Source organism: Nocardia sp. IBHARD005, assembly GCF_052814245.1.
Genome location: NZ_CP199935.1, coordinates 3253114 through 3274839, shown reverse-complemented (window position 1 = coordinate 3274839; position 21726 = coordinate 3253114). Strand labels below are relative to the sequence as shown.

Sequence of the window (21726 nt, the reverse complement as noted above, 5' to 3'; positions counted from 1 at the left end):
TCGCCGCCGTGCGCGAGACCTTTCACCCAGAACACTACTCGTAGTGGGTGACAACCTCTGGAGGCACTACAGCTTGTGTTGCGGCGCGCAGAACTCGACCTCACCGGCCGAACACCCACACCACACACGCGGCCCCCATTGTGCGGCACGATCGCGCGCACACCACCATCGCGTCGCCAGTGATTCGCCACATGCGGGTGATCGGTGGCCGCCGCCGGTGAGGGCGGCCACTACCCCGCGCATCCCTCCCGCTGCGGATCGAGGACACCGAGTCCGGCAGACTTGGCATCCGACAGGGCTCGATCGCGGGCCGGAGGGAGGCGGGAGTCGTCCCGCGCGAGGGGGATTTGTCGATGCTGTTGCGTCGTTGCGCGGTGGCCGCCGCTGTCATGATCGGGCTGACCGCCTGCCAGGAGAACCTGCCGGAGCACCGTCCGGCCACGCCACTCGAGGCCGCTTCCGCGATGCCCGCGTACTGGAAGACCCCGCCGACCACCGATGATCAGCGCCTCGATCTACTGCGACGCCTGCGCGCGGTCGACCCGTGCGCGCTCATCCCCCGAACCGACCTGGCGAAATTCGGGACCTTGCTCGAGGTCGAGAACGACGGCCCGAACAAGTGCGAAGCGAAGTTCGACTCCACCGAGAGCGGCAAGGGCACCTCGGTCAGTTGGTCGATCGGTGTCGCGCCGAGCGGGTACGGCTGGGGGCAGTCCAAGCGGGAGGAGGTAGACGGCATCACCGTCGGGGTTCTGCGCGACCTCGATAACGGCCCCCAGGTCGAAGGACAGCTGGACCGAAGTTGCCTGGCCACTGCGGCTTTCGCTAATACGACCACGCTCCCGGTGCATGTGCGAACACCGCTCGGCACCGAACCGTGCCCGGCCGCCCAGTCCGCACTGGCCCGCGCGATGGGCGGACTCGCCACCGAACCGGCACAGGGCACCTCCCCGGACACCCCGCGGACCGCACTGCACGGCAAAGACCCGTGCGAGGTCGCCACCGCGCTCGATGCCGCGGTCACCGTCCTCGATCTGCGAATATGGTCCTGCCAGTTCACGTTCCGAGGTGCGGCCATCGATGTCGACTACGGCTACGAGGCGCGGGGCTACGCGGACAGCGGCAAGTCGCTGTTCACCGTCAACGGCCACACCGGGTACGGACCCAGTGACGACACGAGCGAATATGCCTCCTACACAGCGATAGTCGGCCCCAGCCTGCCCGGACCCGGATCCGAGCTCATGGGCCCCGCAGTCCCCACCATCCGGGTCTTCGGCACCGACCGTGCCGCCCTCGAATCCGTCCTCCGTTCGACCACCGAACTCTTCCCCGCCACCTGACCCGGACAAGGAGAACCCCTGTGCGACAGCTCATCCTGCTCGCCGCCGCAGCGCTGATGTTGGCCGCCTGCGGGAGCGAACCCGCACCGGACTCCCTGCCGCAGGGCGGATTCTGGTCCACCGCAGCGGTTTCCGATCAGGAGAAGATCGCGGTGCTGCGCAAGGTCAGGGCGATCGATGTGTGCGCCTTGCTGCCCCGCGCGGCGCTGGGCACCCTCGGGACCGTGCGCGATGTCGAGAACGTGCATCCGAACCAATGCCGACTCAATATCGCCCTGCCGGGTCATCTCACCGGCATCGACGCGACCTGGAGTACCGGGGTGATGTTCGAGGGTGAGCCGAGCATGGACGGTCCGGTGGACGAGGAATCGATGGGCGACGTGCGGGTGCTGTTCAACGACGAGCCCGCGGCCTCGGACGATCCGCAGGTGCGCGGGGCGTGTCAGGCGTGGGCGCGGTTCGTGGCGGGGGCCGATCTGTCGTTCAGCGTGCGGGCGCCGCAGGATGCGTGCGCGTCGGCGAGAACGTTGCTGCGGATCGCGGTGAGCGAGTGGCGCAAGGAGCCTGCCCAGGGTTCCTCGCCGGATTCGGATCGCGCGGTCGTCACCGGGGCCGATCCGTGTGCGGTCGCGCCGTTGCTCGGTGTCCGGGTGCCGGTAGCCGATCAGGGCGTCACCACGTGCAAGGTGAGTGTCGACGGGCAAGACGCGATCGTCACCTACGACTACAACGAGGAACGCTCGATCATCGACGACTCCCCGGCCTTCACGGTGGGCGCCCGCCAGGTGTACCGGTTCGACACGGCCCAGGCCGACATGGCGTCGCTGTCGGCCGTCGTGGGTCCCGGCCTCGCACCGGGTCCGACCGACGCGCTGCTCGGTCGGCGCGTACCGACCGTCTCGGTCACGGCCCACTCGGCGATCGCGGAGAAGGTCATGCGCGAAACCCTGCCACTGGTGCGCTGACCCTCTGCCACTGGTGCGCGGACGCTCTGCCACTGGTGCGCGGACGCTCTGCCACTGGTGCGCGGACGCTCTGCCACTGGTGCGCGGACGCTCTGGCGCTGGTGCGCGGACTCCCTGGCGCCGGCGCCTACATCCCGGTCACCGGTGCGCGGACGACAACGTTCTGAGAACGACCTGGTGTGATGTTTGCGCGAGGGTTGCCGTCGCAGGCAGACTCGGTGGTCGGGCGCGGGTCCGGGCCCGGATCTGTCGAGGACAGGGGTACCGATGTATCGCAGGATGGCGCTGGCCGCTGCCGCGTTGCTCGTGTGCGCCGGCTGCGGGAGTGACGAGGCGGGCAATCCACCCGATTACGGGAAGTTGCCGCCGCCGCCCCCACCGGTGATTCCCGCCCAGCCTGCCGAGTTCTGGTCGAAGGTCCCCCAGGATCCGAACCAGCGCACCGAGGTAGCCCAGGCGACCCGCCAGGTCGACGTCTGCGCACTGCTCCCCCGCGACACCCTGGCAAAGCTCGGCGAGGTCAAGAGCGTGACCGTCGGCCTGGATTCGTGCCGGGCCATCATCGGTAGCGACACAGCCGGTGAGGGCTCGACCCTGACCTGGCATGCCACCCTGTTGAGCAGTCAATCCACGAGCGGCCGTGGCGTAACGAGTCAGATCGGCGCCGCGTCCGTCCGCACGGTCCCCGACCGCGATACGGGCGAACCACGCGCCTGCGGTGCGACCGCCCGGTTCCCGTCGAGCGCGGCGTTCTACCTCGGCCTTTCCACACCGGGCAAGAACCCGTGCACGGTCGCCGACGAACTGATGCCCGGAATGATCGAACGCTGGCTTCAGTCACCGAAACAGGGCACCTCCCCCGATACCGCGCCGACCGTGCTGCTCGGCGCCGATCCGTGCACGGTCCGCGGCAAACTGGCAGGCGCCGTTCCCGGCGACGAACAGCGACTCACCCAGTGCCTGTTCGATTATCGCGGCGAGAAGATCACCGTGAGCTACGAGTACCGCGTGCCCGAGTATCTGGCCGCCAACAGCACCGAGGACAAAATCGACGGTCGCACCGTGCACCGCTCGGTCTCGGTCTACGACAGCTCGATCCCGATCTACACCGCGGCCGTCGGCCCGGAACTGCCCGCCGAATCCACCGCGTTCGGCAGGCGCATTCCGGTTGTCGAGGTGGTCGCCGCCACCGACGACGTCGCCAAGGACGTCATGGCACAGGCGCTCACGCTCTTCCCACAGCGTTAGATCCCCAGCACCAGCTTCGCGGTGGTGAAGTAGATGATCAGCCCGGTCGCATCGACCAGCGTGGTCACCATCGGCGCCGACACGACCGCGGGGTCGATGCGGAACTTCTTGGCCAGCAACGGCATCGTGCCGCCGATGGTCGCCGCCCAGCCGCAGATGACCACCAGGGTGATGGCCACGACGATGGCGATCCTCGGCCCGACGAACACTGTGCCGATCAGCAGCCCGGCGGCGGCGAGCATGCTGCCGAGCACCAGCCCGACCCGGCATTCGCGCCAGATCACCTTGAACAGATCCGAGACGCGCACCTCGCCGACCGCCAGCGCTCGCACGCACGCCGTCGCCGCCTGCGCACCGGCATTGCCGCCCGCCCCGATCAGCAACGGGATGAACAGCGCCAGGCTCGCCGCCTGCTCGAGGGTCGTGGCGAACATGTCGGTGACACTCACGGTCAGGGTGGCCGCGAACAGCAGCAGCGTCAGCCACAGTGCCCGGTAGCGCGCCAGCTGGAACACCTTGGCGGCCATGTAGTGGCCCTCCCACGGCGCCGAACCGGCCTGCTTGGCGACGTCCTCGCTGTCGGCGGCCTCGAGCACCTCCATGGCGTCGTCGATGGTGAGCAGCCCGACCACCCGGTCCTCGCTGTCGACGACCACCAGGTTGATGAGGTTGGTGGAACTCATCAGCCGGGCGGCCTTCTCCGCGGAATCGGTGGCCCGCACGAACGGCGGTTCGGTGACGACGAGTTCGGACACCATCGCGTCCGGGGAGTGCAGCACCAGCTCACGCAGTTCGACGATGCCGGTGAGGCGGCGGCCGCGATCGACCACGGGCAGCGTGTAGACCGTTTCGGCGTTGCTGCCCTTGGCGCGCACACAACCCAGCGCCTGGGCGACGGTCAGATTGTCCGGCAGCGCAACAACTTCCGGCGTCATGTACAGCCCGACCGAGCCCTCGGGGTAGCCGAGCAGCGTGGCCGTCATCCGGCGCTCGCGCGGGCTCAGCCCGGCGAGTACCTTCTTGGCGACCTTGGCGGGTGCTTCGTGCAGCATGCGGGCGCGGTCGTCGGGGTCCATCGCCTCGACGAGATCGCGAAAGCTCTTCTCGCGCAGGCCCTGCAGGATCTGTTGCTGGTCGACCGGCTCGAGCTCTTCGAACACGCTGAGGGCGCGTTCCTTGTCGAGCAGCCGGAAGACGACACCGGCTTGCACGGCGTCCATCCGGGCCAGCGCGTCGGCGATGACGTGCGGCGGACGGTTGTCGAGCCAGTCGAGACCGCCACAGACCCGGTGGGTCTCGACGATGTCGCGCACCGATTCGGACAGGATTTCGAGCGCCTCGGTGACCGCGTGGTCTTCGACGGCGGTTCGGCGCGGCGAAACCACTTCGGGCACAACGGTTTCGGTGGGTACATGACGGGTGGTGACGAGATCGACGTTCGACATGATCGAGTCCTCTGGCGTACAGCGCACACGCCTGCGGCACAGCTACAGGATGTGCGAAAAGTGGAACGGGTGACGGTGGTTCACACCGCGGGGCGTCCACCGCCGAGGCCGACACGCACAGACCGGACCGAGCAGGTCAGGATTTGCGGTGTGAAGACGAAGGGGCGACGCCGCGCGGCCTTCGACTGGGAGGTTCGTTGCGCATGGCAACCCCACCTCCTCGCAGTCGCCGCGGGTGATCGCCGCGGATCGCTTGGAGTACCCACCCGGGCACACCCTTCCACCCATGAGAATACATGCGGAGCCCACTCGTTTCACCTCGAGCTCGCGTACCACTGGTCACAGTGACACCAATCACACCACCGGCGGCAACCCGGCGATGACGGTGTCGACAGCTTGTTCAGCGAGCGGCCACAGCTGCGCACGGTCCAGGTGCCGCAACGGCCCACGCAACGCCAGTTCCGCGAATCCGTGCACGGTGGACCAGCAACTCCAGGTCGCCCCGAGACGCGCCGCGGGGGCGAGGTCGCCGACGTGGACCATCATGTCGAGCGCGTCGGCGAGGGCGAGGTAGGCGGGCGAGTCGACGACCGACTCGGGCGAGGTGTCACCGGCGCCGAAGAACGCGACCGCGAACCAGCCCGGCTCGAGCAGCGCGAAGCCGATATAGCCCAGGCCGACCGCGCGCAGGCTCGCACGCGGCGCCGCCTGGCTGCGCTCCATCCCCTCGGCCATCCTCGACTCGATCGCGGCCGAGACCGCGCGCAGCAGGGCTTGCCGGTCGGGAAAGTGCCGGTAGGCGGCGTTCGGCGTGACGCCGACCCGGCGGGTGACTGCACGGATCGTCAGCGCCTCGGGACCGCCGGACCTGGTGAGTTCCAGCCCGGCCTCGATCAATGCCGCCGCGAGGTCACCGTGGTGATAAGCCAACCCTTGAACTCGCTTTCGCTGAAGTATACGGTGTGAACATATCAAATGTGCACACCGTATACATCGAAGGGTGGCCCATCATGACCGCATTGCCCACCATCGTCGATCGCGACACCTGGCAGGCAGAACTCGATCAGCTCAGGATCCGGGAGAAGGCCGCGACGCGTGAGCTCGACGCCGTCGCCGCCCAGCGCCGGCGCCTGCCCGCCGTCCGCCTGCCCGGCTACACGCTGAAAGCCGAAGACGGCAGCGATGTTTCGCTCGCCGACATCTTCGACGGACACTCGCAGCTGATCACCTATCACCACATGTGGACGCCGGGGAACACCTGGCAGTGCGCCGGCTGCACCGGCCTCACCGCGCAATACGCACGGCTGGATTTCCTCGACGGCTACGACGCGCGGTTCGTCATCGTGACGCAGGGGCCGATGGACGAGGTGCTCGCCTACAAGAAGCGCGTCGGCCACACGATGACCTGGTATTCGACCGCCGACAGTCCGTTCGGCGCCGACATGGGCGCCGGCCCCGGCGAGGGCTTCGCTGTGAACACCTTCCTGCGCGACGGCGACACCGTCTACCGCAGCTGGCACACCGACGGCCGTGGCACCGAACAACTCGCCTACAGCTTCGGCCTCATCGACGCGCTGCCCTACGGGCGTCAAGAGCAATGGCAGGACAGCCCCGAGGGCTGGCCGCAGTCGCCGACCTACAGCGGCTGGCCGAGCAGCAAGGACATCGCCGCCTCCTACGGCGACCCGAGCGCCTGACCTGCGAGATCCGCACCGACCGCACCCTCGACGGCACGCCAGTCGGGCGTGTGGGTCAGCCACTCGGGGACCTGCCCGGTCTGCGCGCCGAACAGATACAGCCGTGGCACCAGATCGCGCAGGATCCAATGCACGTCGAGCCGGTCGTCGATCATGTGTGTGATGCCGAGGTCGGCGCAGTGCGGCGCCTTGCCCGCGCGAGTTCGGCAGAAGCGCAGGTGTTCTCGGGGAATGCCGGTGCGGGCAGCGAAGTCGTGGTGGTCGAGCCACTGCCTGGTGCGTTGCTCGATGCGCGGGCCGCATTTCGAGATCACCCAGGCGTTGCCGTCGAAGCGGGTCACCAGCCGGCTGAGCACTTCGAACGCGGCGGGGCTGGGCGGAGTGCTCATCGCCTCATCGACGCCGCCCGAGAGGAATACGGTGTCCGCGGCGCCCGGAGTGAGCGCCGCCCCCTGGATCACTCGGCCGAAGTCGACGCCGAGGCGGGGTGGGGAAATATTGTTCATACGACTACGAGCATGCCCGGGTTTTCCCCGCGTGCCAAGTGAATTTCGGTGCATAACGGCCGGTCCAGGTTTCAGCGCGGTGCGCGCACAATAGTTGCCTGAGCGCGGAGAAGTGGAACAGTGGTTCTCGACAGCCGCGGCGTGTGGCGCCGCTCGAGTTCCACCCTTCTCACTCCAGGAGAAAACCTGTGCGCTTCGGCATTTTCGTTCCCCAGGGCTGGCGACTGGATCTGGTCGGTATCGAACCGGCCGATCAGTGGTCGGTGATGCGCGAGCTGGCCCAGCGGTTCGACGCCGGTACCGATTGGGAGTCGATCTGGGTCTACGACCACTTCCACACCACGCCCGTTCCCACCGACGAGGCGACCCACGAGGCGTGGACATTGATGGCGGCGTTCGCGGCCACCACCTCCCGCGTGCGCCTCGGCCAAATGTGTACCGCCGTGAGCTACCGCAACCCCGCCTATCTCGCCAAGGTGGCCGCCACCGTCGACGTCATCTCGGGTGGCCGGGTGGAGATGGGTATCGGCGGTGGCTGGTACGAACACGAGTGGCGCGCTTACGGTTACGGCTTCCCGCCCGCCGGTGAGCGCCTCGGACGCCTCGACGAAGGCGTCCAGATCCTGCGCCAGGCGTGGCAGACCGGCCGGGCGACGTTGGACGGCAAGCACTATCAGGTCGACGACGCGATCGTGCACCCACGACCGTTGCAGGAGAACGGGATTCCGATCTGGATCGCGGGCGGTGGCGAGAAGAAGACCCTGCGCATCGCGGCGACGTACGCCGACTACACCAACTTCAGCGGCGACCCCGAGGAGTTCACCCGCAAGTCCGACATCCTGCGCCGGCACTGCACCGAGGTCGGCACCGATTTCTCGGCGATCACCCGCACCTCCAACTTCAATGCCATCGTCGGAACCACCGAAACCGAAGTGCAAGAACGCCTCTCGACCGTCATCGACCGATTCACCCCATTCCTCGGCGCCGACGAGGCGAAAGCCTATGTGCACGAACAATTCGCGACCAGCGCAGCCGTCGGCACCCCCGAACAGATCGTCGAACGCCTCACGGAGATCAAGAATCTCGGCCTCGCCTACGCCATCCTCAACTTCCCCGAAGCCGCCTACGACACCTCCGGCATCGAACTCTTCGAACGCGAGGTGATCCCGGCATTGGCCTAACGCCTGACCCGAGCAACCCTCGGCAACGCCCTGCTCGGCCTACGTCTGACCCACCCCGACGGCACCTACCACACCCTGGGCCGCCTGACAAAACGCTGGCTCACCACCCTGCTGCGAACGCTGGCCGAAATCCTGTCCCGACCCTGAGCACCGCCCTCAACGAATCACGCTCAGAAGGTCGACAGCCTCATCCATCCGGTAGCGCGATGCGAGAATCTTCAGCGCTTCATCCATTGTGACCGTGGGGTTTCGGTACCGACGCAACATGGTCCGCAGTGCCTGCAAAGCAGTTTCCGGCGACACCGCGACCGTGTCTGCGGCGAACTGCGCCGCCGAACGCACACAGAGCCCATCCGGCAGACGGTCTGTGGGGAAGTCACGCAGATTTTCAGTCACGATCGCCCCGGCGCCTCCAACCACAGCGGCGGCCGCAACGTGCTCGTCATCGGGGTCCGGGAGTCCGAGCGCGAGACGCTGCCGACGCCTCGTCGTCACCCCGACCGATGAGCTTCGCTTGTTCACTCAGCTCCAACTCCAAGAGAATTCGCTCCGACCACAGCGGGCGGTACAGCCCCTCGACTGCGAGTGACAGCAGGAAGTCGCGTTGCAGACTGGGCCAGAGAACACACGTGTCGAGCAATACCGCGAACACCGATCCCCCTCAGCTGTTGCGCTTACCCCGGTACCGTTCTCCGGCCGCTCGCCGTGCTTCGCGCAGGTGACGGTCGACGTCGGCGGGATCTTCCTGGATGGAGACATCTACCGCGGTTTCCGCCAGCGCGTCGTATTGTCGACGGCGACGGGCTTCGCGGTAGTCCAGTACGTCGTCCAACTTCAGTCGGTGGCGGGTGCCTATCCGCTCGGCAGGCAACTCGTTCTTCTCGATGAGCCGCTTCACTGTCGGCCGACTCACCCCGAGCAGGTCGGCAGCCTGCTGAGACGTCAACGTCATGCTGTGCGGTGCGATGGTGACCGCCCTGCCCGCTAGCAGAGCCGCGACCACTTGCTTCAGGGCTTGATGGACATCGGCCGGCAGTTCGATTCGGTCGCCTTCGTCGGTACCGACCAGCGCGTAGCTCGGCTTCGCCGCAGTACCCCATCGCCGCTCGTGCGCTTCCAGAAAACTCATGACAGTGGCCAGTCGCTCGCCGTCATCAGGAAGAAAGGTGCGCTCTTCGAGTGGTTGTGCGGTCATGACACCTCCTCAGCCATTCGAACGTTTCGAATATCATTTCGATTCGTTCGAATAGTAGCAGGCGCCGTGGTCGGCAGATGGCGACCACTTGATCGACGGACGAACGCAGGCGGCTTGTACCGGGAGGGTCGGGACGATCGATTCGCCCATCTGACGGTGGCGCCGGATCAGCCTCGGGGTTCCCCTGGTTGTCTTCCGCTTCCGCGGGCTGACGGCTGCGAGTCGGTGAGCAGGTCGGCAAGGTCGGCAGCGGGTGCTTGTTAAGCGGTGTCGACCACCCTGGGCCCTATGAGCAACGCAGCACCGCCCCGGTACTCGGCGAGGAACACCGGATACGACCGTGGCGCCGCCGCGCAATCGACGCGCATCGCTCCGGAGCCGCGGAGTCCCCGACGCCCGAAGGACGAATTCCCGCTCACCGGACGCACTTCCAGCGGCGACGAGAACGGCGTGATCCCCGCGTTCCTCATCGATATGGCACTGCACGCCGCGATCGGCGCCACCGCCTGGTACCTCGCCTCCGGCACGACAGCCGTCCTGTACGGCATCCTCGCCTGGCTGAGCGCGTCTTTCCTGCACCGCACGGTCATCCAGCACCTCACCCGGACAACGATCGGCAAGTGCCGGTATGGACTTCGACTGCGCTACGCCGACGGCACCTACCCGTCGACCTGGCAGCTGACCGTCCAGTGGTTCCGCGGCGGCTGGTCCTGCTTCGACCTCTTCGACAGTGCACCTTGATGCGAAAAGGGCGGTCTCCCAGGGAGACCGCCCTTTATCGTTAGCTCAGCTCACAACATACAGCTGACGCAACCCTCTACCTCAGTCCCCTCGAGGGCCATCTGACGCAGGCGGATGTAGTAGAGCGTCTTGATGCCCTTGCGCCATGCGTAGATCTGGGCCTTGTTCAGGTCGCGGGTGGTGGCGGTGTCCTTGAAGAACAGCGTCAGCGACAGGCCCTGGTCCACGTGCTGGGTGGCCGCGGCGTAGGTGTCGATGATCTTCTCGTAGCCGATTTCGTAGGCGTCGTCGTAGTACTCGAGGTTGTCGTTGTCCAGGTAAGGGGCCGGGTAGTAGACGCGGCCGATCTTGCCTTCCTTGCGAATCTCGATCTTCGACGCCACCGGGTGGATCGAGCTGGTGGAGTGGTTGATGTAGGAGATCGAACCCGTCGGCGGGACTGCCTGCAGGTTCTGGTTGTAGATGCCGTATTCCTGCACCGAGGCCTTGAGCAGACGCCAGTCGTCCTGGGTGGGGATGCGCACGCCGGCCTCGGCGAACATCGCAGCCACCTTGTCGGTCTTGGGCTCCCACGCCTGCTCGGTGTACTTGTCGAAGTACTCGCCGCTGGCGTACTTGGAGTCGGCGAAACCACCGAACGCGGTGCCGCGCTCCTTGGCGATCAGGTTCGAGGACCGAATCGCATGGTAGACAACGGTATAGAAGTAGATGTTGGTGAAATCCACACCTTCTTCGGAGCCGTAGTGGACCCGTTCACGCGCCAGGTACCCGTGCAGGTTCATCTGGCCGAGGCCGATGGCGTGGGACTCGTTGTTGCCCTGCTCGATCGAGGGCACCGAGTAGATGTGGGTCTGGTCGGAGACGGCCGTGAGCGCGCGGATCGAGGTCTCGATCGTCTGCCCGAAGTCCGGCGAGTCCATCGCCTTGGCGATATTGAGCGAACCCAGGTTGCACGAGATGTCCTTGCCCACCTTGGAATAGGACAGATCGTCGTTGAATTCCGAGGGGGTGGAGACCTGCAGGATCTCCGAGCACAGGTTCGAGTGGGTGATCTTGCCCTTGATCGGGTTGGCCCGGTTCACCGTGTCCTCGAACATGATGTAGGGGTAGCCCGACTCGAACTGCAGCTCGGCGATGGTCTGGAAGAACTCGCGCGCCTTGATCTTCGACTTGCGGATGCGCTTGTCGTCGACCATCTCGTAGTACTTCTCGGTGACGTTCACATCGGCGAACGGCACACCGTAGATGCGCTCGACGTCGTACGGCGAGAACAGGTACATGTCCTCGTTCTTCTTCGCCAGCTCGAAGGTGATGTCGGGGATCACCACACCCAGCGACAGCGTCTTGATGCGGATCTTCTCGTCGGCGTTCTCGCGCTTGGTGTCGAGGAATCGGTAGATGTCGGGGTGGTGGGCGTGCAGGTACACCGCGCCCGCGCCCTGACGCGCACCCAGCTGGTTCGCGTAGGAGAAGGAGTCTTCCAGCAGCTTCATGATCGGGATGACACCCGAGCTCTGGTTCTCGATCTTCTTGATCGGCGCACCGTGCTCACGAATATTGCTGAGCAGCAACGCGACACCGCCACCGCGCTTGGACAGCTGCAGCGCGGAGTTGATGGAGCGCCCGATGGACTCCATGTTGTCCTCTATTCTCAAAAGAAAGCAGCTCACGGGCTCGCCGCGCTGCTTCTTGCCGGAATTGAGGAAGGTGGGGGTGGCGGGCTGGAAGCGGCCGTCGATGATCTCGTCGACCAGGTTGCTCGCCAGCACCTCGTCACCGGCGGCAAGCGTCAGCGCGACCATGCAGACGCGGTCTTCGAACCGCTCCAGGTAGCGCTTACCGTCGAAGGTCTTGAGCGTGTACGAGGTGTAGTACTTGAACGCGCCGAGGAAGGTCGGGAACCGGAACTTCTTGGCGTAGGCCTGCTGGAACAGCTGCTTGACGAAGGGCCGACCGTACTGGTCGAGCACCTCGGTCTCGTAGTAGTTCTCCTTGACCAGGTAGTCCAGCTTCTCGTCCAGGTTGTGGAAGAAGACGGTGTTCTGGTTCACGTGCTGCAGGAAGTACTGGTGCGCGGCCTCGCGATCCTTGTCGAACTGGATCTCGCCGTTGGGGCCGTACAGGTTCAGCATGGCGTTGAGGGCGTGGAAGTCCATGACCTCGCCGGTCTCGCCGCGCACCGCCGACTGCTCTAGGCGTGCTGACTTGCCTGCCGGTGCTGTGGTTGCTGTTGCCAAAACAATCCCAATCCCTCTCGGACGCGCGCGACGTCCTCAGCGGTTCCCATGAGTTCGAAGCGATACAAGTACGGCACCCCGCATTTTTGCGAGATGATGTCTCCTGCAACGCAATAGGTATCGCCGAAGTTCGTGTTACCGGCCGCGATCACCCCGCGCAGCAGTGCGCGATTGTGTGGGTCGTTGAGGAACTTGGCGACTTGCCGTGGAACGAGGTCCTTGTCGGGACGTTGTCCGCCCATGACGTGCCGACCACCACCGTAGGTGGGGGTGATCAGCACGTAGGGTTCGTCGATCCGCGGCGATTCAGCGGTGGTATGTAGTGGAAGTCGAGTTGCCGGGAGACCGAGCTTCTCGACGAAACGATGAGTGTTCTCCGAAGCGCTGGAGAAGTAGACCAGCCCGCCCGGAGTCCTCTGCTCGGGCATGGCGCCTCCTTACCGGCGAACCGGCGCGAACTCAGGCAGCCGCGACGGCGAGCGACTTGATGCGGTCGGGACGGAAGCCCGACCAGTGATCCTCACCCGCGACGACGACCGGCGCCTGCAGGTAGCCCAGCGCCATGACGAAGTCACGCGCCTCGTCGTTCTCCGAGATGTCGATGATCTCGTAGTCCACGCCGACCTTGTCGAGAGCCTTGTAGGTGGCGTTGCACTGCACGCAAGCGGGCTTGGTGTACACGGTGATGGTCATGATGGAAGTCCTTCTCTCCTATGCCTGATCCACAGCCTGTGATCCGTATGCAATGCACGAACGGGTGATGCTGCGCAAACTCCTGGATCTGACGAAGAAAGCCCTGCTCGCAACCCCTTCCCTTGGGCCCGATCAGTGGTGGCTCCACACCGTCTTCCAGTACGACAGACACTACACCTAGTGTCCGACAGATGGGAACAACACAAGGTGTTGCGAGTCGCACGGATGTAATTCCCATGCGGTAAGTCCCAGGACGGGCCTCCGACCAGCAGGGAAAACAGTGGTTCAGATCACGATTTCGTCTACCGGCGAGTCTTCAGCAAACTTCGCGGACAGCGAAAGAGCGCCGCATCCGTGATGGATGCGACGCCCTGCCGAACGACCAGCTTACGCCGAGATCAACGTGCCGTTCACCGCGGCGACCAACTCGTGCACGGTCGCGCCGAGCTGGGTCAGCGCCTCGGCATCCTCGGCCGGATGGGTCTGCGCGAAACGCTCGCCGATGGTCGCGAACTGCGCGTGCGCCGACTCGACGACGATGCCGCCCGCCACGCCGACGGACTTGACGGTGTCGCCGTGTGCCCACGCCGCGGCGTTCGGACTGATCGACGCGCTCACCACGGCGACCGGCTTGCCCTTGATCGCACCGGTGCCATACGGACGCGAGGCCCAGTCGATGGCGTTCTTCAGCGCGGCGGGCAGGGTGCCGTTGTATTCGGGAGTGACCAGCAGGAGGGCGTCGGCCGCGGCGACGGCGGCACGCAGCGCCTCGGCCTGCGCGGGCACCGCGCCGGGCACGTCCAGGTCTTCGTTGTAGAACGGGATCTCGCCGAGACCCTCATAGATGGCGATGCCGACACCGGCGGGCGCGGTCTGCGCGGCGGCCTCGGCCAGGCGGCGATTGACGGAGCCCGCGCGCAGGCTTCCGACAAGGGTGAGGATGCGGGTCTCGCTCATGGCGACTCCTGGTGTACTCAGTGGAATGATCCAAGTTTCATTCGACATTAACCGGACTTCGGTCCGATTACTTCCCGCGGAGGACGTGTGAGCGGCGTGAGCTATGGCACACCCAGGTCCGACGAGCCGCCCCTGCTCGGCATCGGGCGGCCACTGCCCGGGAGCGCGGAGCCGGTCGAACGTGCCGATGCCGCCCGCAACCGCGCGCTGCTGCTGGACGCGGCCCAGCAATTGGTGCGCGAGTACGGCGTCGACGGTCTCACGATGGACGCGCTCGCCAAGCGCGCGGGTGTGGGCAAGGGCACGGTCTTTCGCCGATTCGGCAATCGCACCGGGTTGATGCTGGCCCTGCTGGATCACTCCGAGCAGAAGTTCCAGGCCGCGTTCATGTTCGGGCCCGCACCGCTGGGTCCCGCGGCGAACCCGGTCGAACGGCTGATCGCGTTCGGGCGGACCCGGCTGCTCGATATCGAGGTCGAGGGCGATCTGCACCAGGCCGCGGAGAAGGACGGGCGTTTCGGTGGCGGACCCTACGGCCTGCACAAGGCGCACGTCATGCTGCTACTTCGCGCGATCGGCGTCGACGGTGAGGTTCCGCTGATCGCCGACACGCTGCTGTCCACGCTGTCGGCGGCGCTGGTCATCCACCAGGTCGAGGTGCTCGGCTACACGCGCGATCAGATCGGCGACAACTGGGAATGGCTCATTCGCCGGGTCGTCGTTTCGCCTGTCCCCCAATTGACGTCCCCCCCGCACTGAGCTGCGGAGGTCCCGGTCTGAGCGGCAGAGGCCGCGCTCCCGGCGGGTTCCTGCTTCGCGGCCGGTTGCGGGACCGAGGCCCCGGCTGACACCAGCTCCACAGGCGTTGGACTGTCCGCGCGTCCCGCGGCCAGGATATTTATCGCTGCATTCACATCACGGTCGTGGACCGCACCACACCGGCAGGTCCACTCCCGCACATCCAGCGGAATCTTGTCTCCTACCACCCTGCAAACTGAGCAAGCCCGCGTCGACGGCAACCATCGGTCCACCCGGCCGAATCTACGACCAGCCCGATGTGCCTTGTACTCCAACATCGAGGCAAACATCGACCACCCAGCATCGTAAACGCTGCGACCGAGCCATGTCCGTGCCAAACTCGAGACGGCAAGATCCTCCACGTACACCGCTTGGTTTTCGCGGATCATTGTGGTGGACAGTTTGTGCAACCAATCCCGGCGCGTATCCCTAACCCGGGCATGTGCTTTCGCGACCTTGCGGACCGTCTTGCGGCGGTTCGCCGAACCTTTGTGTCGACGAGCCAGCTCCTTCTGCGCCTTCCGCAGCTTCGCGGCAGCCTTACGGCCGATGCGTGGATTGTCGACCTTGCGGCCATCCGACAGAACCGCGAAATGGGTCAATCCGAGATCTACCCCGATCTCGCGGTCACTCACCGGGAGCGGCTGGTCAGCCGCCTGAACTACGAACGACGCGTGATATCTGCCGGTCGCGTCCATCGTGACAGTGACGCTGGACGGTACAGAGGGCAATTCACGTGACCAGCGGACCGGTACGTCACCGATCTTCGGCAACCTCAGCCGTCCGTTCGGCAGGACTCGGAACCCAGCGTTCGCAGTGAATCGGATCGACTGTCGAGAATCGCGGCGGGACCTGAATCGGGGAGTACCCACCTTGCGCCCCCTCCGTTTCCCAGACAGCGAAGCGAAGAAGTTTCGATAAGCAGCGTTCGCATCTGCAAGGGCCTGCTGCAATACCACCGACGATACCTCGCAGAGCCACGCACGCGACGGGGTGCGCTTCGCCGCCGTGAGCGCCTTTGACAAGTCACCATCCGAGGGGATCGGATGCCCTGCCTCATTCGCCGCCCGGCGCGCCGCGATCGCGTCGTTGAATACCACACGCGCACACCCGAACGCCTGGGACAGCGCGATCCGCTGGCCCGGGCTCGGGTCAAGACCGAACGCATACCGAAGCTGCATACACTCAACGTATCTCGCCCCACCGACATGATCCGCTCAGAAGACCAGGCTTCGTGAAATCCCGCGCACGCCTTCACCTATCGGAGGGCGGTGCGCCAGCCCTTACCCCGGTAGAGTGAGACCGCATGGGGACACTGCGTGAACAGATCATTGCCGAATTGGGTGTGCTACCCGAGATCGAGCCGAAGCAGGAGGTCCGGCGGCGCGTCGACTTCCTGAAGGACTACCTGGCAACCACCCCGGCCAAGGGGTTCGCCCTCGGGATCAGCGGCGGGCAGGACAGCGCGCTGGCCGGTCGGCTGTGCCAGCTGGCCGTCGAGGAGTTGCGGGCCGACGGTGTCGAGGCGAAGTTCCTCGCGGTGCGGCTGCCCTACGGCGTGCAAGCCGACGAGCACGACGCGCAGATCGCGCTGAACTTCGTCGACCCCGATCGCACGGTCGTGGTGAACATTCGCCCCAGCGCCGACGCGATCGGCATCGAGGTCGCGGGCGCGCTCGATCACGAGCGCTTGCGTGACTTCGTGCGCGGCAACATCAAGGCGCGCGAGCGGATGGTCGCCCAGTACGCCCTCGCCGGTCAGGAAAGCCTGCTCGTGGTCGGTACCGACCACGCGGCCGAAGCGGTCACCGGGTTCTTCACCAAGTTCGGCGACGGCGGCGTCGACCTGACGCCCCTCACCGGTCTCACCAAGCGCCAGGGCGCGGCCCTGCTGCAAGAACTCGGCGCACCGTCGAGCATCTGGTCCAAGGTCCCCACCGCCGACCTCGAGGACGACCGCCCCGCCCTCGCCGACGAGGACGCACTCGGCCTGCGCTACACCCAGATCGACGACTACCTCGAAGGCAAGAACGTCACCCCAGAGGTGGCCGCCCGGGTGGAGTCGATCTTCACCAACACCCGCCACAAGCGCACCGTCCCGGTAACCCCCCTCGACACCTGGTGGCGATAACGGTCTAGGCCGACAAAATATTCACGACCTCGACGACGAACGCTGCGATGCCGACCGTCATAGCCACCGCGGTCAGACCGATACCGAAGAGGTTGCCCCGTCGCCTGCGCTCATCTCTGCTCTCGGCGTCGAGCCCCGCTTCCTTCGCTGAGGGCAAGAAGAACAACACCACCACGCCCAAGCATCCCCCCGCGAAGATCCAGGCAAACGGATTGAACCCGCGCTGGTACGCCAGCAAACCCATCAACAACATGACCACGACAACTACCAGCGACACCGCACACACCTTCTCGAAACGCACGCCGACTTCCGGCACGCTCGGAGCGTATCGATGTCTACGGCGCGCCGCGAATCATGAGCCGGCCACTACAAGCGTTGGCGCACAACAGGTCTCGACTAGGACGTAGTTCGGTTCCGGCTCTGGACCATGTGCGGCTAGCCGCCGGCGAAGGGGGGCAGGACGTCTACTCGGTCGCGGAGCATGGCTGATGGGTCGCGGGTGAGTTCGTCGCCGATGAGGAAGGCGCAGACGCCGACCAGGCCGTCGACATCCGAGCCGTAGGTTGCGGCGAGGGTGGCGCGGAGGTCGGCGACGGTGGCGCCGTCGGGGAGGTCGAGTGATTCGGTGTTCTTGCCGACCGCGTCGGCGATCGCGGCGAAATAGCGGACCTCAACCACCGATGGCTCCCATCGTGCGTTCCGGGGGGACGAAACCGGCGGCGTCGATACCGTGACCGGCCCATTTCTGCCACATCGCACCGCGCCACAGCTCGGCGACCTCGTCGTCGTCGGCGCCTGCCCGCAGCGCGGTGCGCACGTCGAACTCCTCGTCACTGAACAGGCACGAGCGCAGCATGCCGTCGGCGGTGAGCCGGGTGCGGTCGCAGCTGTCGCAGAACTTGCGGGTGACGGTGGCGATGATGCCGACGGTCGCCGGCCCGCCGTCGACCAGCCATTTCTCGGCCGGAGCCGAGGGATCGGCGCGGGCGGTGGGGGTCAGGGTGAAGCGCTCGCCGAGGACGTCGAGCAGGTCGGCGGCGGTCACCATGTGATCGCGGGCCCACTCGTGGTCGGCGTCGAGGGGCATTTCCTCGATGAATCGCAGTTCGCACTGCTCGGCCAGGCACCACGCGAGCAGGTCGGCCGCGCCCGCCAGGTTCTGGCGCATCAGCACGGCGTTGACCTTCACCGGCGCCATGCCCGCCTCGCGCGCGGCCCGGATGCCGTTGAGGACCGACTCCAGCCGGTCACGGCGGGTGAGGCGAGTGAAATCTTCCCGGTCGACGGTGTCGAGGGAGACATTGACCCTGGTCAGACCGGCCGCGGCGAGCTTGTGGATGCGGTGTTCGAGGCCGACGCCGTTGGTGGTCATGGCCAGCGGGGTGCCGGGCACGGCCGCGTGACAGCCCGCGATGATCTGTTCCAGCTCACGACGCATCAGCGGTTCGCCGCCGGTGAACCGCACCTCCCGCACACCCAGCTCGCGCACAGCCAGCGACACCAGCCGCACGATCTCGTCGGTGGTGAGCAGTTCCTGGCGCGGGATCGGCGGCAGGCCCTCCTCCGGCATGCAATAGGTGCAGCGCAGCGAGCATTTCTCGGTGATGGACACACGCAGATCGCGGGCGATCCGGCCGAAGCGGTCGACGAGGAACGGCGTCTCGGGCCTGCCGTCCAGGGACGGCCGCTCCGATCGCACGGCGGGTATCCCCATCTCGACCAGCGTCATCTCTACAGTATGACCCGTAATGCCCGTCACACTCCGTGCGCCGGGCCGATTCTTCACGAACCCGTCAGTTCACCGCGAATGCCCCGCCACCGTGAGCAACGCGACCCGGACCGGCCCCGCCGGCGGCGATTAAGCTGACAGCATGACTCCCCGGCCCGCTACCGCGTCGGCACGCAGCGTCGACGAGTACCGCGACACCGTCGCCGCGCTGCTGGCCCACCTCGCCGACCGCCCCGATGAACAGGTGGCGGTGCCCGATGCGCTCGGCCGCACCCTGTCGGCCGATGTGGTGTCGCCGATCGATCTGCCGGTGTTCCGTAACTCGGCGATGGATGGCTACGCGGTGCGCGCGGCCGATGTGGCCGTCACGCCGGTCACGCTGCCGGTAGCCGGCGTGGTGGCGGCGGGTAAGCCGGGCACCGACGCGCTGCCTGCGGGCTCGGCGGTGAAGGTGATGACCGGTGCGCCGATGCCGCCCGGTGCCGATTGTGTGGTGCCGGTCGAGGATGTGCAGGCCGGTGACCGCCGGATCGTGGTCGAACGTGGCCGTGGGCGTGGCGAATTCGTGCGCGAAGCCGGTACCGATGTGCGCACCGGTGAGCTCGTCGCACGGGCGGGCACGGTGCTCGCCCCCCGGCACATCGCGGCGTTGGCTGCGGTCGGCCTCCCGACCGTCCCGGTGCTGAGTCGATTACGTGCCGTCTGCATCACGACCGGTGACGAGCTGCAGCCCGCCGGGAGCACGCTCGCTCCGGGGCAGATCTACAACTCGAACGGCATCGCCCTGGCCGCGGCCTTGCGGGCCGACGGTGTCGAAGTGGTCGAGATCGCGCACAGCACCGACGACCCCGCGGTGTTCACCTCGGTGCTGAACGCGGCGACCGACATCGCCGACCTGGTCTTCACCTCCGGTGGCGTGTCCAAGGGCGACTTCGAGGTCGTCAAGGATGTGCTGGGTCCGCTCGGCGGGACTTTCGGCTCCGTCGCGGTGCAACCCGGCGGACCGCAGGGCTACACGGTGGTCGACGAGGTCCCCGTACTCAGTTTCCCGGGCAATCCGGTGAGCACGATGGTGTCGTACGCGGTGTTCGCGCGCCCCGCCGTGCGCGCCCTGGCCGGCCTGCCGGAGGTCGCGAGCAGCGAAACGACCCTGCTGACGCCGCTGCGCTCCCCTGCCGGTCGCCGCCAATACCTGCGCGGCCTGTTGACCGAGGCCGGGGTCGAAGTGATCTCGGGTCCCGGCTCGCATCTCATCGCGGGAATGGCCTGGGCCGATGTGCTCGTCGACATACCCGCCGAGGTCACCTCGCTGGCCGCCGGTGTCCCTGTGCGAATCTTGTCGTTATGAGCGAGTTGTCCCACGTCGACCGCGAGGGTCGGGCGCGCATGGTCGATGTCAGTGCGAAAGCCGACACCACCCGGATCGCCGTCGCCGCAGGCGAATTGCAGACCACCGCGGAGGTGATCGCGTTGGTGCGGGCCGAGGGTATGCCCAAAGCGGATGTGCTCTCGACCGCCCGATTGGCCGGAATCGCCGGTGCGAAAAAGACTTCCGAGCTGATTCCGCTGTGTCATCAGCTGGCGTTGTCGTCGGTGAAGGTGGAGTTCGGGTTCACCGAGACCAGCATCACCGTCGAGGCGACGGCCAAGACGAAGGGCCCGACCGGGGTCGAAATGGAAGCGCTGACGGCTGTCGCCGTCGCGGGGCTCACCTTGCACGATATGGTGAAAGCGGTGGATCCCGCTGCGGTGATGAACGGGGTCCGGCTGGTCACCAAAGAGGGTGGAAAGCACGGGCATTGGGTGCGGCCGGAAGGTCGGTCCGACACCGACGCACCGGGGCTCGACCGGTTGGCGCAGGTGAACGCGGGTGCCGAATCCGCGCCGCTGACCACCGAAGCCCGCGGCGATGCGGTGGCAGCGGGTAGCGCTGAGGCGGAATCAGCTGAGGCCCAGAGCTTTTCGCGGACCGCCGTCGTGGTCGTCGCGTCCACCGGCACCGCGGCGGGAACACGCACCGACACCACCGGCCCTGTTATCGCCGATTGGCTGACCGCACAAGGGTTTTCGGTGCGGGGACCGCTGGTCTACGCCGATGCCGAGATCGCCGCCGGACTGACCGATGCGCTGAGCGGAGCTCCCGCGCTCGTCATCACCACCGGTGGCACCGGTGCCTCCCCGACCGACGCGACGCCCGAGGCCACCCGTGCCGTTCTCACCAGGGAACTGCCCGGCGTCGCCGACGCCATCCGGCAGCGTGGGACCGCGAAGTTCCCCCTGGCGGCGCTGAGTCGCGGTGTTGCCGGGCTGGCCGGTCGTACCGTTGTCGTCAATCTGCCCGGTTCGCCGGGTGGGGTGAAGGACGGCATCGCCGTGCTGGAACCCTTGCTGGATCATCTGCTAGCGCAAGTAGCCGGAGGCGGCAACCATGAGTGAGTTCGGTGCGGTCCGGCTGGCCACGATCAGCGATCAGGATCTCGATCCCCTCACTGTCGAAAAGGCTGTCGACGGGCCGGAATTCGGTGCGATCGTGGTGTTCACCGGCAAGGTACGCAACCACGACGGCGGCCAAGCGGTCGCCTCGCTGGAGTACTCCGCGCACCCCCGAGCCGAGCGCTTCCTGCACGCGATCTGCGCGGAAGTGGCTCAGGCGAGCGGACTTCCGGTCGCGGCGACGCATCGGATCGGGCCACTCACGATCGGCGGTGTGGCGATCGTGGTGGCGGTGGCCGCGCCGCATCGGGCCGAGGCGTTCACGGTATGTGCCGAGCTGGTAGACCGGATCAAGCACGAAGTGCCGATCTGGAAACGGCAGTTGTTCGCCGACGGGCTTTCGGAGTGGGTCAACGCCTGCGGCTGACAG

The 21726-nt window shown here is 66.4% G+C and carries 24 protein-coding genes; 11 read left to right on the top strand and 13 right to left on the bottom strand.

All coding sequences use genetic code 11. The features are described from left to right. Positions 1 to 353: 353 nt before the first annotated feature. The 3 genes from ACTWPB_RS15280 to ACTWPB_RS15270 all read left to right on the top strand — a co-directional run bounded on the left by ACTWPB_RS15280 (position 354) and on the right by ACTWPB_RS15270 (position 3553). The gene (locus ACTWPB_RS15280; protein WP_446221337.1) at positions 354 to 1340 is read left to right on the top strand and encodes a hypothetical protein; all 987 of its coding nucleotides are present in this window, start codon (positions 354 to 356) and stop codon (positions 1338 to 1340) included. A gap of 20 nt (positions 1341 to 1360) precedes the next feature. Further along, complete coding sequence (locus tag ACTWPB_RS15275) at positions 1361 to 2305, top strand: hypothetical protein (RefSeq protein WP_446221336.1); 945 nt, start codon at positions 1361 to 1363, stop codon at positions 2303 to 2305. Between the two features lie 267 nt (positions 2306 to 2572). Continuing rightward, positions 2573 to 3553, top strand: a complete 981-nt coding sequence (locus ACTWPB_RS15270; protein WP_446221335.1) for a peptidase — start codon at positions 2573 to 2575, stop codon at positions 3551 to 3553. On the opposite strand, the gene mgtE is transcribed toward ACTWPB_RS15270, so the two are convergent. Continuing rightward, a complete protein-coding gene (mgtE, locus tag ACTWPB_RS15265) occupies positions 3550 to 4998 on the bottom strand; it encodes a magnesium transporter (protein WP_446221334.1) in 1449 nt (482 codons plus the stop codon). The two genes, ACTWPB_RS15270 and mgtE, sit on opposite strands and share 4 nt — an antisense overlap. Positions 4999 to 5352: 354 nt before the next feature. After that, the gene (locus ACTWPB_RS15260) at positions 5353 to 5928 is read right to left on the bottom strand and encodes a TetR/AcrR family transcriptional regulator (RefSeq protein ID WP_446221333.1); all 576 of its coding nucleotides are present in this window, start codon (positions 5926 to 5928) and stop codon (positions 5353 to 5355) included. 80 nt (positions 5929 to 6008) lie between these two features. On the opposite strand from ACTWPB_RS15260, the gene ACTWPB_RS15255 reads away from it, so the two are divergent. Then, on the top strand, positions 6009 to 6695 hold the full coding sequence (locus tag ACTWPB_RS15255; protein ID WP_446221332.1) for a DUF899 family protein: 687 nt from the start codon (positions 6009 to 6011) through the stop codon (positions 6693 to 6695). Here the strand turns inward: ACTWPB_RS15255 and ACTWPB_RS15250 are convergent. Further along, positions 6674 to 7201, bottom strand: coding sequence for a hypothetical protein (locus ACTWPB_RS15250; protein ID WP_446221331.1), 528 nt, complete (start codon positions 7199 to 7201; stop codon positions 6674 to 6676). The genes ACTWPB_RS15255 and ACTWPB_RS15250 overlap by 22 nt on opposite strands. A gap of 188 nt (positions 7202 to 7389) precedes the next feature. Here ACTWPB_RS15250 and ACTWPB_RS15245 point away from each other — a divergent pair, with 188 nt between their 5' ends. Then, the gene (locus tag ACTWPB_RS15245; RefSeq protein WP_446221330.1) at positions 7390 to 8382 is read left to right on the top strand and encodes an LLM class F420-dependent oxidoreductase; all 993 of its coding nucleotides are present in this window, start codon (positions 7390 to 7392) and stop codon (positions 8380 to 8382) included. Positions 8383 to 8538: 156 nt separating this feature from the next. Here ACTWPB_RS15245 and ACTWPB_RS15240 read toward each other — a convergent pair whose 3' ends face one another. Then, on the bottom strand, positions 8539 to 8904 hold the full coding sequence (locus ACTWPB_RS15240) for a hypothetical protein (protein ID WP_446221329.1): 366 nt from the start codon (positions 8902 to 8904) through the stop codon (positions 8539 to 8541). A 139-nt stretch (positions 8905 to 9043) separates the two neighbouring features. Beyond that, positions 9044 to 9577 carry a helix-turn-helix domain-containing protein gene (locus tag ACTWPB_RS15235; RefSeq protein ID WP_446221328.1) on the bottom strand — a complete coding sequence of 178 codons (534 nt, stop codon included), beginning with the start codon at positions 9575 to 9577 and terminating at the stop codon, positions 9044 to 9046. 288 nt (positions 9578 to 9865) lie between these two features. On the opposite strand from ACTWPB_RS15235, the gene ACTWPB_RS15230 reads away from it, so the two are divergent. Beyond that, positions 9866 to 10318, top strand: a complete 453-nt coding sequence (locus ACTWPB_RS15230; RefSeq protein ID WP_446221327.1) for an RDD family protein — start codon at positions 9866 to 9868, stop codon at positions 10316 to 10318. A 50-nt stretch (positions 10319 to 10368) separates the two neighbouring features. On the opposite strand, the gene nrdE is transcribed toward ACTWPB_RS15230, so the two are convergent. The 4 genes from nrdE to ACTWPB_RS15210 all read right to left on the bottom strand — a co-directional run bounded on the left by nrdE (position 10369) and on the right by ACTWPB_RS15210 (position 14205). Then, entirely contained in the window at positions 10369 to 12474 is a 2106-nt protein-coding gene (gene nrdE, locus ACTWPB_RS15225) for a class 1b ribonucleoside-diphosphate reductase subunit alpha (protein WP_446226355.1), read from the bottom strand. Positions 12475 to 12509: 35 nt separating this feature from the next. Then, complete coding sequence (nrdI, locus tag ACTWPB_RS15220) at positions 12510 to 12983, bottom strand: class Ib ribonucleoside-diphosphate reductase assembly flavoprotein NrdI (protein ID WP_379318540.1); 474 nt, start codon at positions 12981 to 12983, stop codon at positions 12510 to 12512. 31 nt (positions 12984 to 13014) lie between these two features. Next, a complete protein-coding gene (gene nrdH / locus ACTWPB_RS15215) occupies positions 13015 to 13248 on the bottom strand; it encodes a glutaredoxin-like protein NrdH (RefSeq protein WP_378912651.1) in 234 nt (77 codons plus the stop codon). A gap of 387 nt (positions 13249 to 13635) precedes the next feature. After that, positions 13636 to 14205, bottom strand: a complete 570-nt coding sequence (locus tag ACTWPB_RS15210; RefSeq protein ID WP_446221326.1) for an NAD(P)H-dependent oxidoreductase — start codon at positions 14203 to 14205, stop codon at positions 13636 to 13638. Between the two features lie 132 nt (positions 14206 to 14337). Here ACTWPB_RS15210 and ACTWPB_RS15205 point away from each other — a divergent pair, with 132 nt between their 5' ends. Continuing rightward, positions 14338 to 14964: a TetR/AcrR family transcriptional regulator gene (locus ACTWPB_RS15205; RefSeq protein ID WP_446226354.1), complete on the top strand. Its 627-nt coding sequence runs from the start codon at positions 14338 to 14340 to the stop codon at positions 14962 to 14964. Here ACTWPB_RS15205 and ACTWPB_RS15200 read toward each other — a convergent pair. Further along, positions 14883 to 16184 carry an RNA-guided endonuclease InsQ/TnpB family protein gene (locus ACTWPB_RS15200; RefSeq protein WP_446221325.1) on the bottom strand — a complete coding sequence of 434 codons (1302 nt, stop codon included), beginning with the start codon at positions 16182 to 16184 and terminating at the stop codon, positions 14883 to 14885. The two genes, ACTWPB_RS15205 and ACTWPB_RS15200, sit on opposite strands and share 82 nt — an antisense overlap. A gap of 125 nt (positions 16185 to 16309) precedes the next feature. Between ACTWPB_RS15200 and nadE the strand changes: the two genes are divergently transcribed. After that, positions 16310 to 17134 carry an ammonia-dependent NAD(+) synthetase gene (nadE, locus tag ACTWPB_RS15195; RefSeq protein WP_446221324.1) on the top strand — a complete coding sequence of 275 codons (825 nt, stop codon included), beginning with the start codon at positions 16310 to 16312 and terminating at the stop codon, positions 17132 to 17134. Positions 17135 to 17138: 4 nt separating this feature from the next. Here nadE and ACTWPB_RS15190 read toward each other — a convergent pair whose 3' ends face one another. From ACTWPB_RS15190 to moaA, 3 genes are all read right to left on the bottom strand, one after another. Further along, entirely contained in the window at positions 17139 to 17450 is a 312-nt protein-coding gene (locus ACTWPB_RS15190) for a hypothetical protein (RefSeq protein ID WP_446221323.1), read from the bottom strand. A gap of 119 nt (positions 17451 to 17569) precedes the next feature. After that, positions 17570 to 17812 carry a MoaD/ThiS family protein gene (locus ACTWPB_RS15185; RefSeq protein ID WP_062983935.1) on the bottom strand — a complete coding sequence of 81 codons (243 nt, stop codon included), beginning with the start codon at positions 17810 to 17812 and terminating at the stop codon, positions 17570 to 17572. Then, a complete protein-coding gene (gene moaA, locus ACTWPB_RS15180) occupies positions 17805 to 18863 on the bottom strand; it encodes a GTP 3',8-cyclase MoaA (protein WP_446221322.1) in 1059 nt (352 codons plus the stop codon). The genes ACTWPB_RS15185 and moaA overlap by 8 nt, the downstream gene beginning before the upstream one ends. Before the next feature lie 142 nt (positions 18864 to 19005). Between moaA and ACTWPB_RS15175 the strand changes: the two genes are divergently transcribed. Genes ACTWPB_RS15175 through ACTWPB_RS15165 form a run of 3 tightly spaced genes read left to right on the top strand, consistent with a single transcriptional unit; the run spans position 19006 to position 21723 of the window. Beyond that, positions 19006 to 20211, top strand: coding sequence for a molybdopterin molybdotransferase MoeA (locus ACTWPB_RS15175; RefSeq protein ID WP_446221321.1), 1206 nt, complete (start codon positions 19006 to 19008; stop codon positions 20209 to 20211). After that, a complete protein-coding gene (gene moaCB / locus ACTWPB_RS15170) occupies positions 20208 to 21299 on the top strand; it encodes a bifunctional molybdenum cofactor biosynthesis protein MoaC/MoaB (RefSeq protein ID WP_446221320.1) in 1092 nt (363 codons plus the stop codon). Before ACTWPB_RS15175 ends, moaCB begins: the two co-directional genes overlap by 4 nt. Further along, complete coding sequence (locus ACTWPB_RS15165) at positions 21292 to 21723, top strand: molybdenum cofactor biosynthesis protein MoaE (RefSeq protein ID WP_446221319.1); 432 nt, start codon at positions 21292 to 21294, stop codon at positions 21721 to 21723. The genes moaCB and ACTWPB_RS15165 overlap by 8 nt, the downstream gene beginning before the upstream one ends. The last annotated feature ends 3 nt before the right edge of the window (positions 21724 to 21726 follow it).

Bases quoted from the DNA above. Each gene is read 5' to 3' on its own strand.
- moaCB (WP_446221320.1), top strand. From the start codon at position 20,208: ATGAGCGAGTTGTCCCACGTCGACCGCGAGGGTCGGGCGCGCATGGTC.
- ACTWPB_RS15255 (WP_446221332.1), top strand. From the start codon at position 6,009: ATGACCGCATTGCCCACCATCGTCGATCGCGACACCTGGCAGGCAGAA.
- mgtE (WP_446221334.1), bottom strand. From the start codon at position 4,998: ATGTCGAACGTCGATCTCGTCACCACCCGTCATGTACCCACCGAAACC.
- ACTWPB_RS15210 (WP_446221326.1), bottom strand. From the start codon at position 14,205: ATGAGCGAGACCCGCATCCTCACCCTTGTCGGAAGCCTGCGCGCGGGC.
- ACTWPB_RS15250 (WP_446221331.1), bottom strand. From the start codon at position 7,201: ATGAACAATATTTCCCCACCCCGCCTCGGCGTCGACTTCGGCCGAGTG.
- ACTWPB_RS15200 (WP_446221325.1), bottom strand. From the start codon at position 16,184: ATGCAGCTTCGGTATGCGTTCGGTCTTGACCCGAGCCCGGGCCAGCGG.
- nrdE (WP_446226355.1), bottom strand. From the start codon at position 12,474: ATGGACTTCCACGCCCTCAACGCCATGCTGAACCTGTACGGCCCCAAC.
- ACTWPB_RS15270 (WP_446221335.1), top strand. From the start codon at position 2,573: ATGTATCGCAGGATGGCGCTGGCCGCTGCCGCGTTGCTCGTGTGCGCC.
- nrdH (WP_378912651.1), bottom strand. From the start codon at position 13,248: ATGACCATCACCGTGTACACCAAGCCCGCTTGCGTGCAGTGCAACGCC.
- ACTWPB_RS15280 (WP_446221337.1), top strand. From the start codon at position 354: ATGCTGTTGCGTCGTTGCGCGGTGGCCGCCGCTGTCATGATCGGGCTG.
- nrdI (WP_379318540.1), bottom strand. From the start codon at position 12,983: ATGCCCGAGCAGAGGACTCCGGGCGGGCTGGTCTACTTCTCCAGCGCT.
- ACTWPB_RS15235 (WP_446221328.1), bottom strand. From the start codon at position 9,577: ATGACCGCACAACCACTCGAAGAGCGCACCTTTCTTCCTGATGACGGC.
- ACTWPB_RS15175 (WP_446221321.1), top strand. From the start codon at position 19,006: ATGACTCCCCGGCCCGCTACCGCGTCGGCACGCAGCGTCGACGAGTAC.
- ACTWPB_RS15165 (WP_446221319.1), top strand. From the start codon at position 21,292: ATGAGTGAGTTCGGTGCGGTCCGGCTGGCCACGATCAGCGATCAGGAT.
- moaA (WP_446221322.1), bottom strand. From the start codon at position 18,863: ATGACGCTGGTCGAGATGGGGATACCCGCCGTGCGATCGGAGCGGCCG.
- ACTWPB_RS15230 (WP_446221327.1), top strand. From the start codon at position 9,866: ATGAGCAACGCAGCACCGCCCCGGTACTCGGCGAGGAACACCGGATAC.
- nadE (WP_446221324.1), top strand. From the start codon at position 16,310: ATGGGGACACTGCGTGAACAGATCATTGCCGAATTGGGTGTGCTACCC.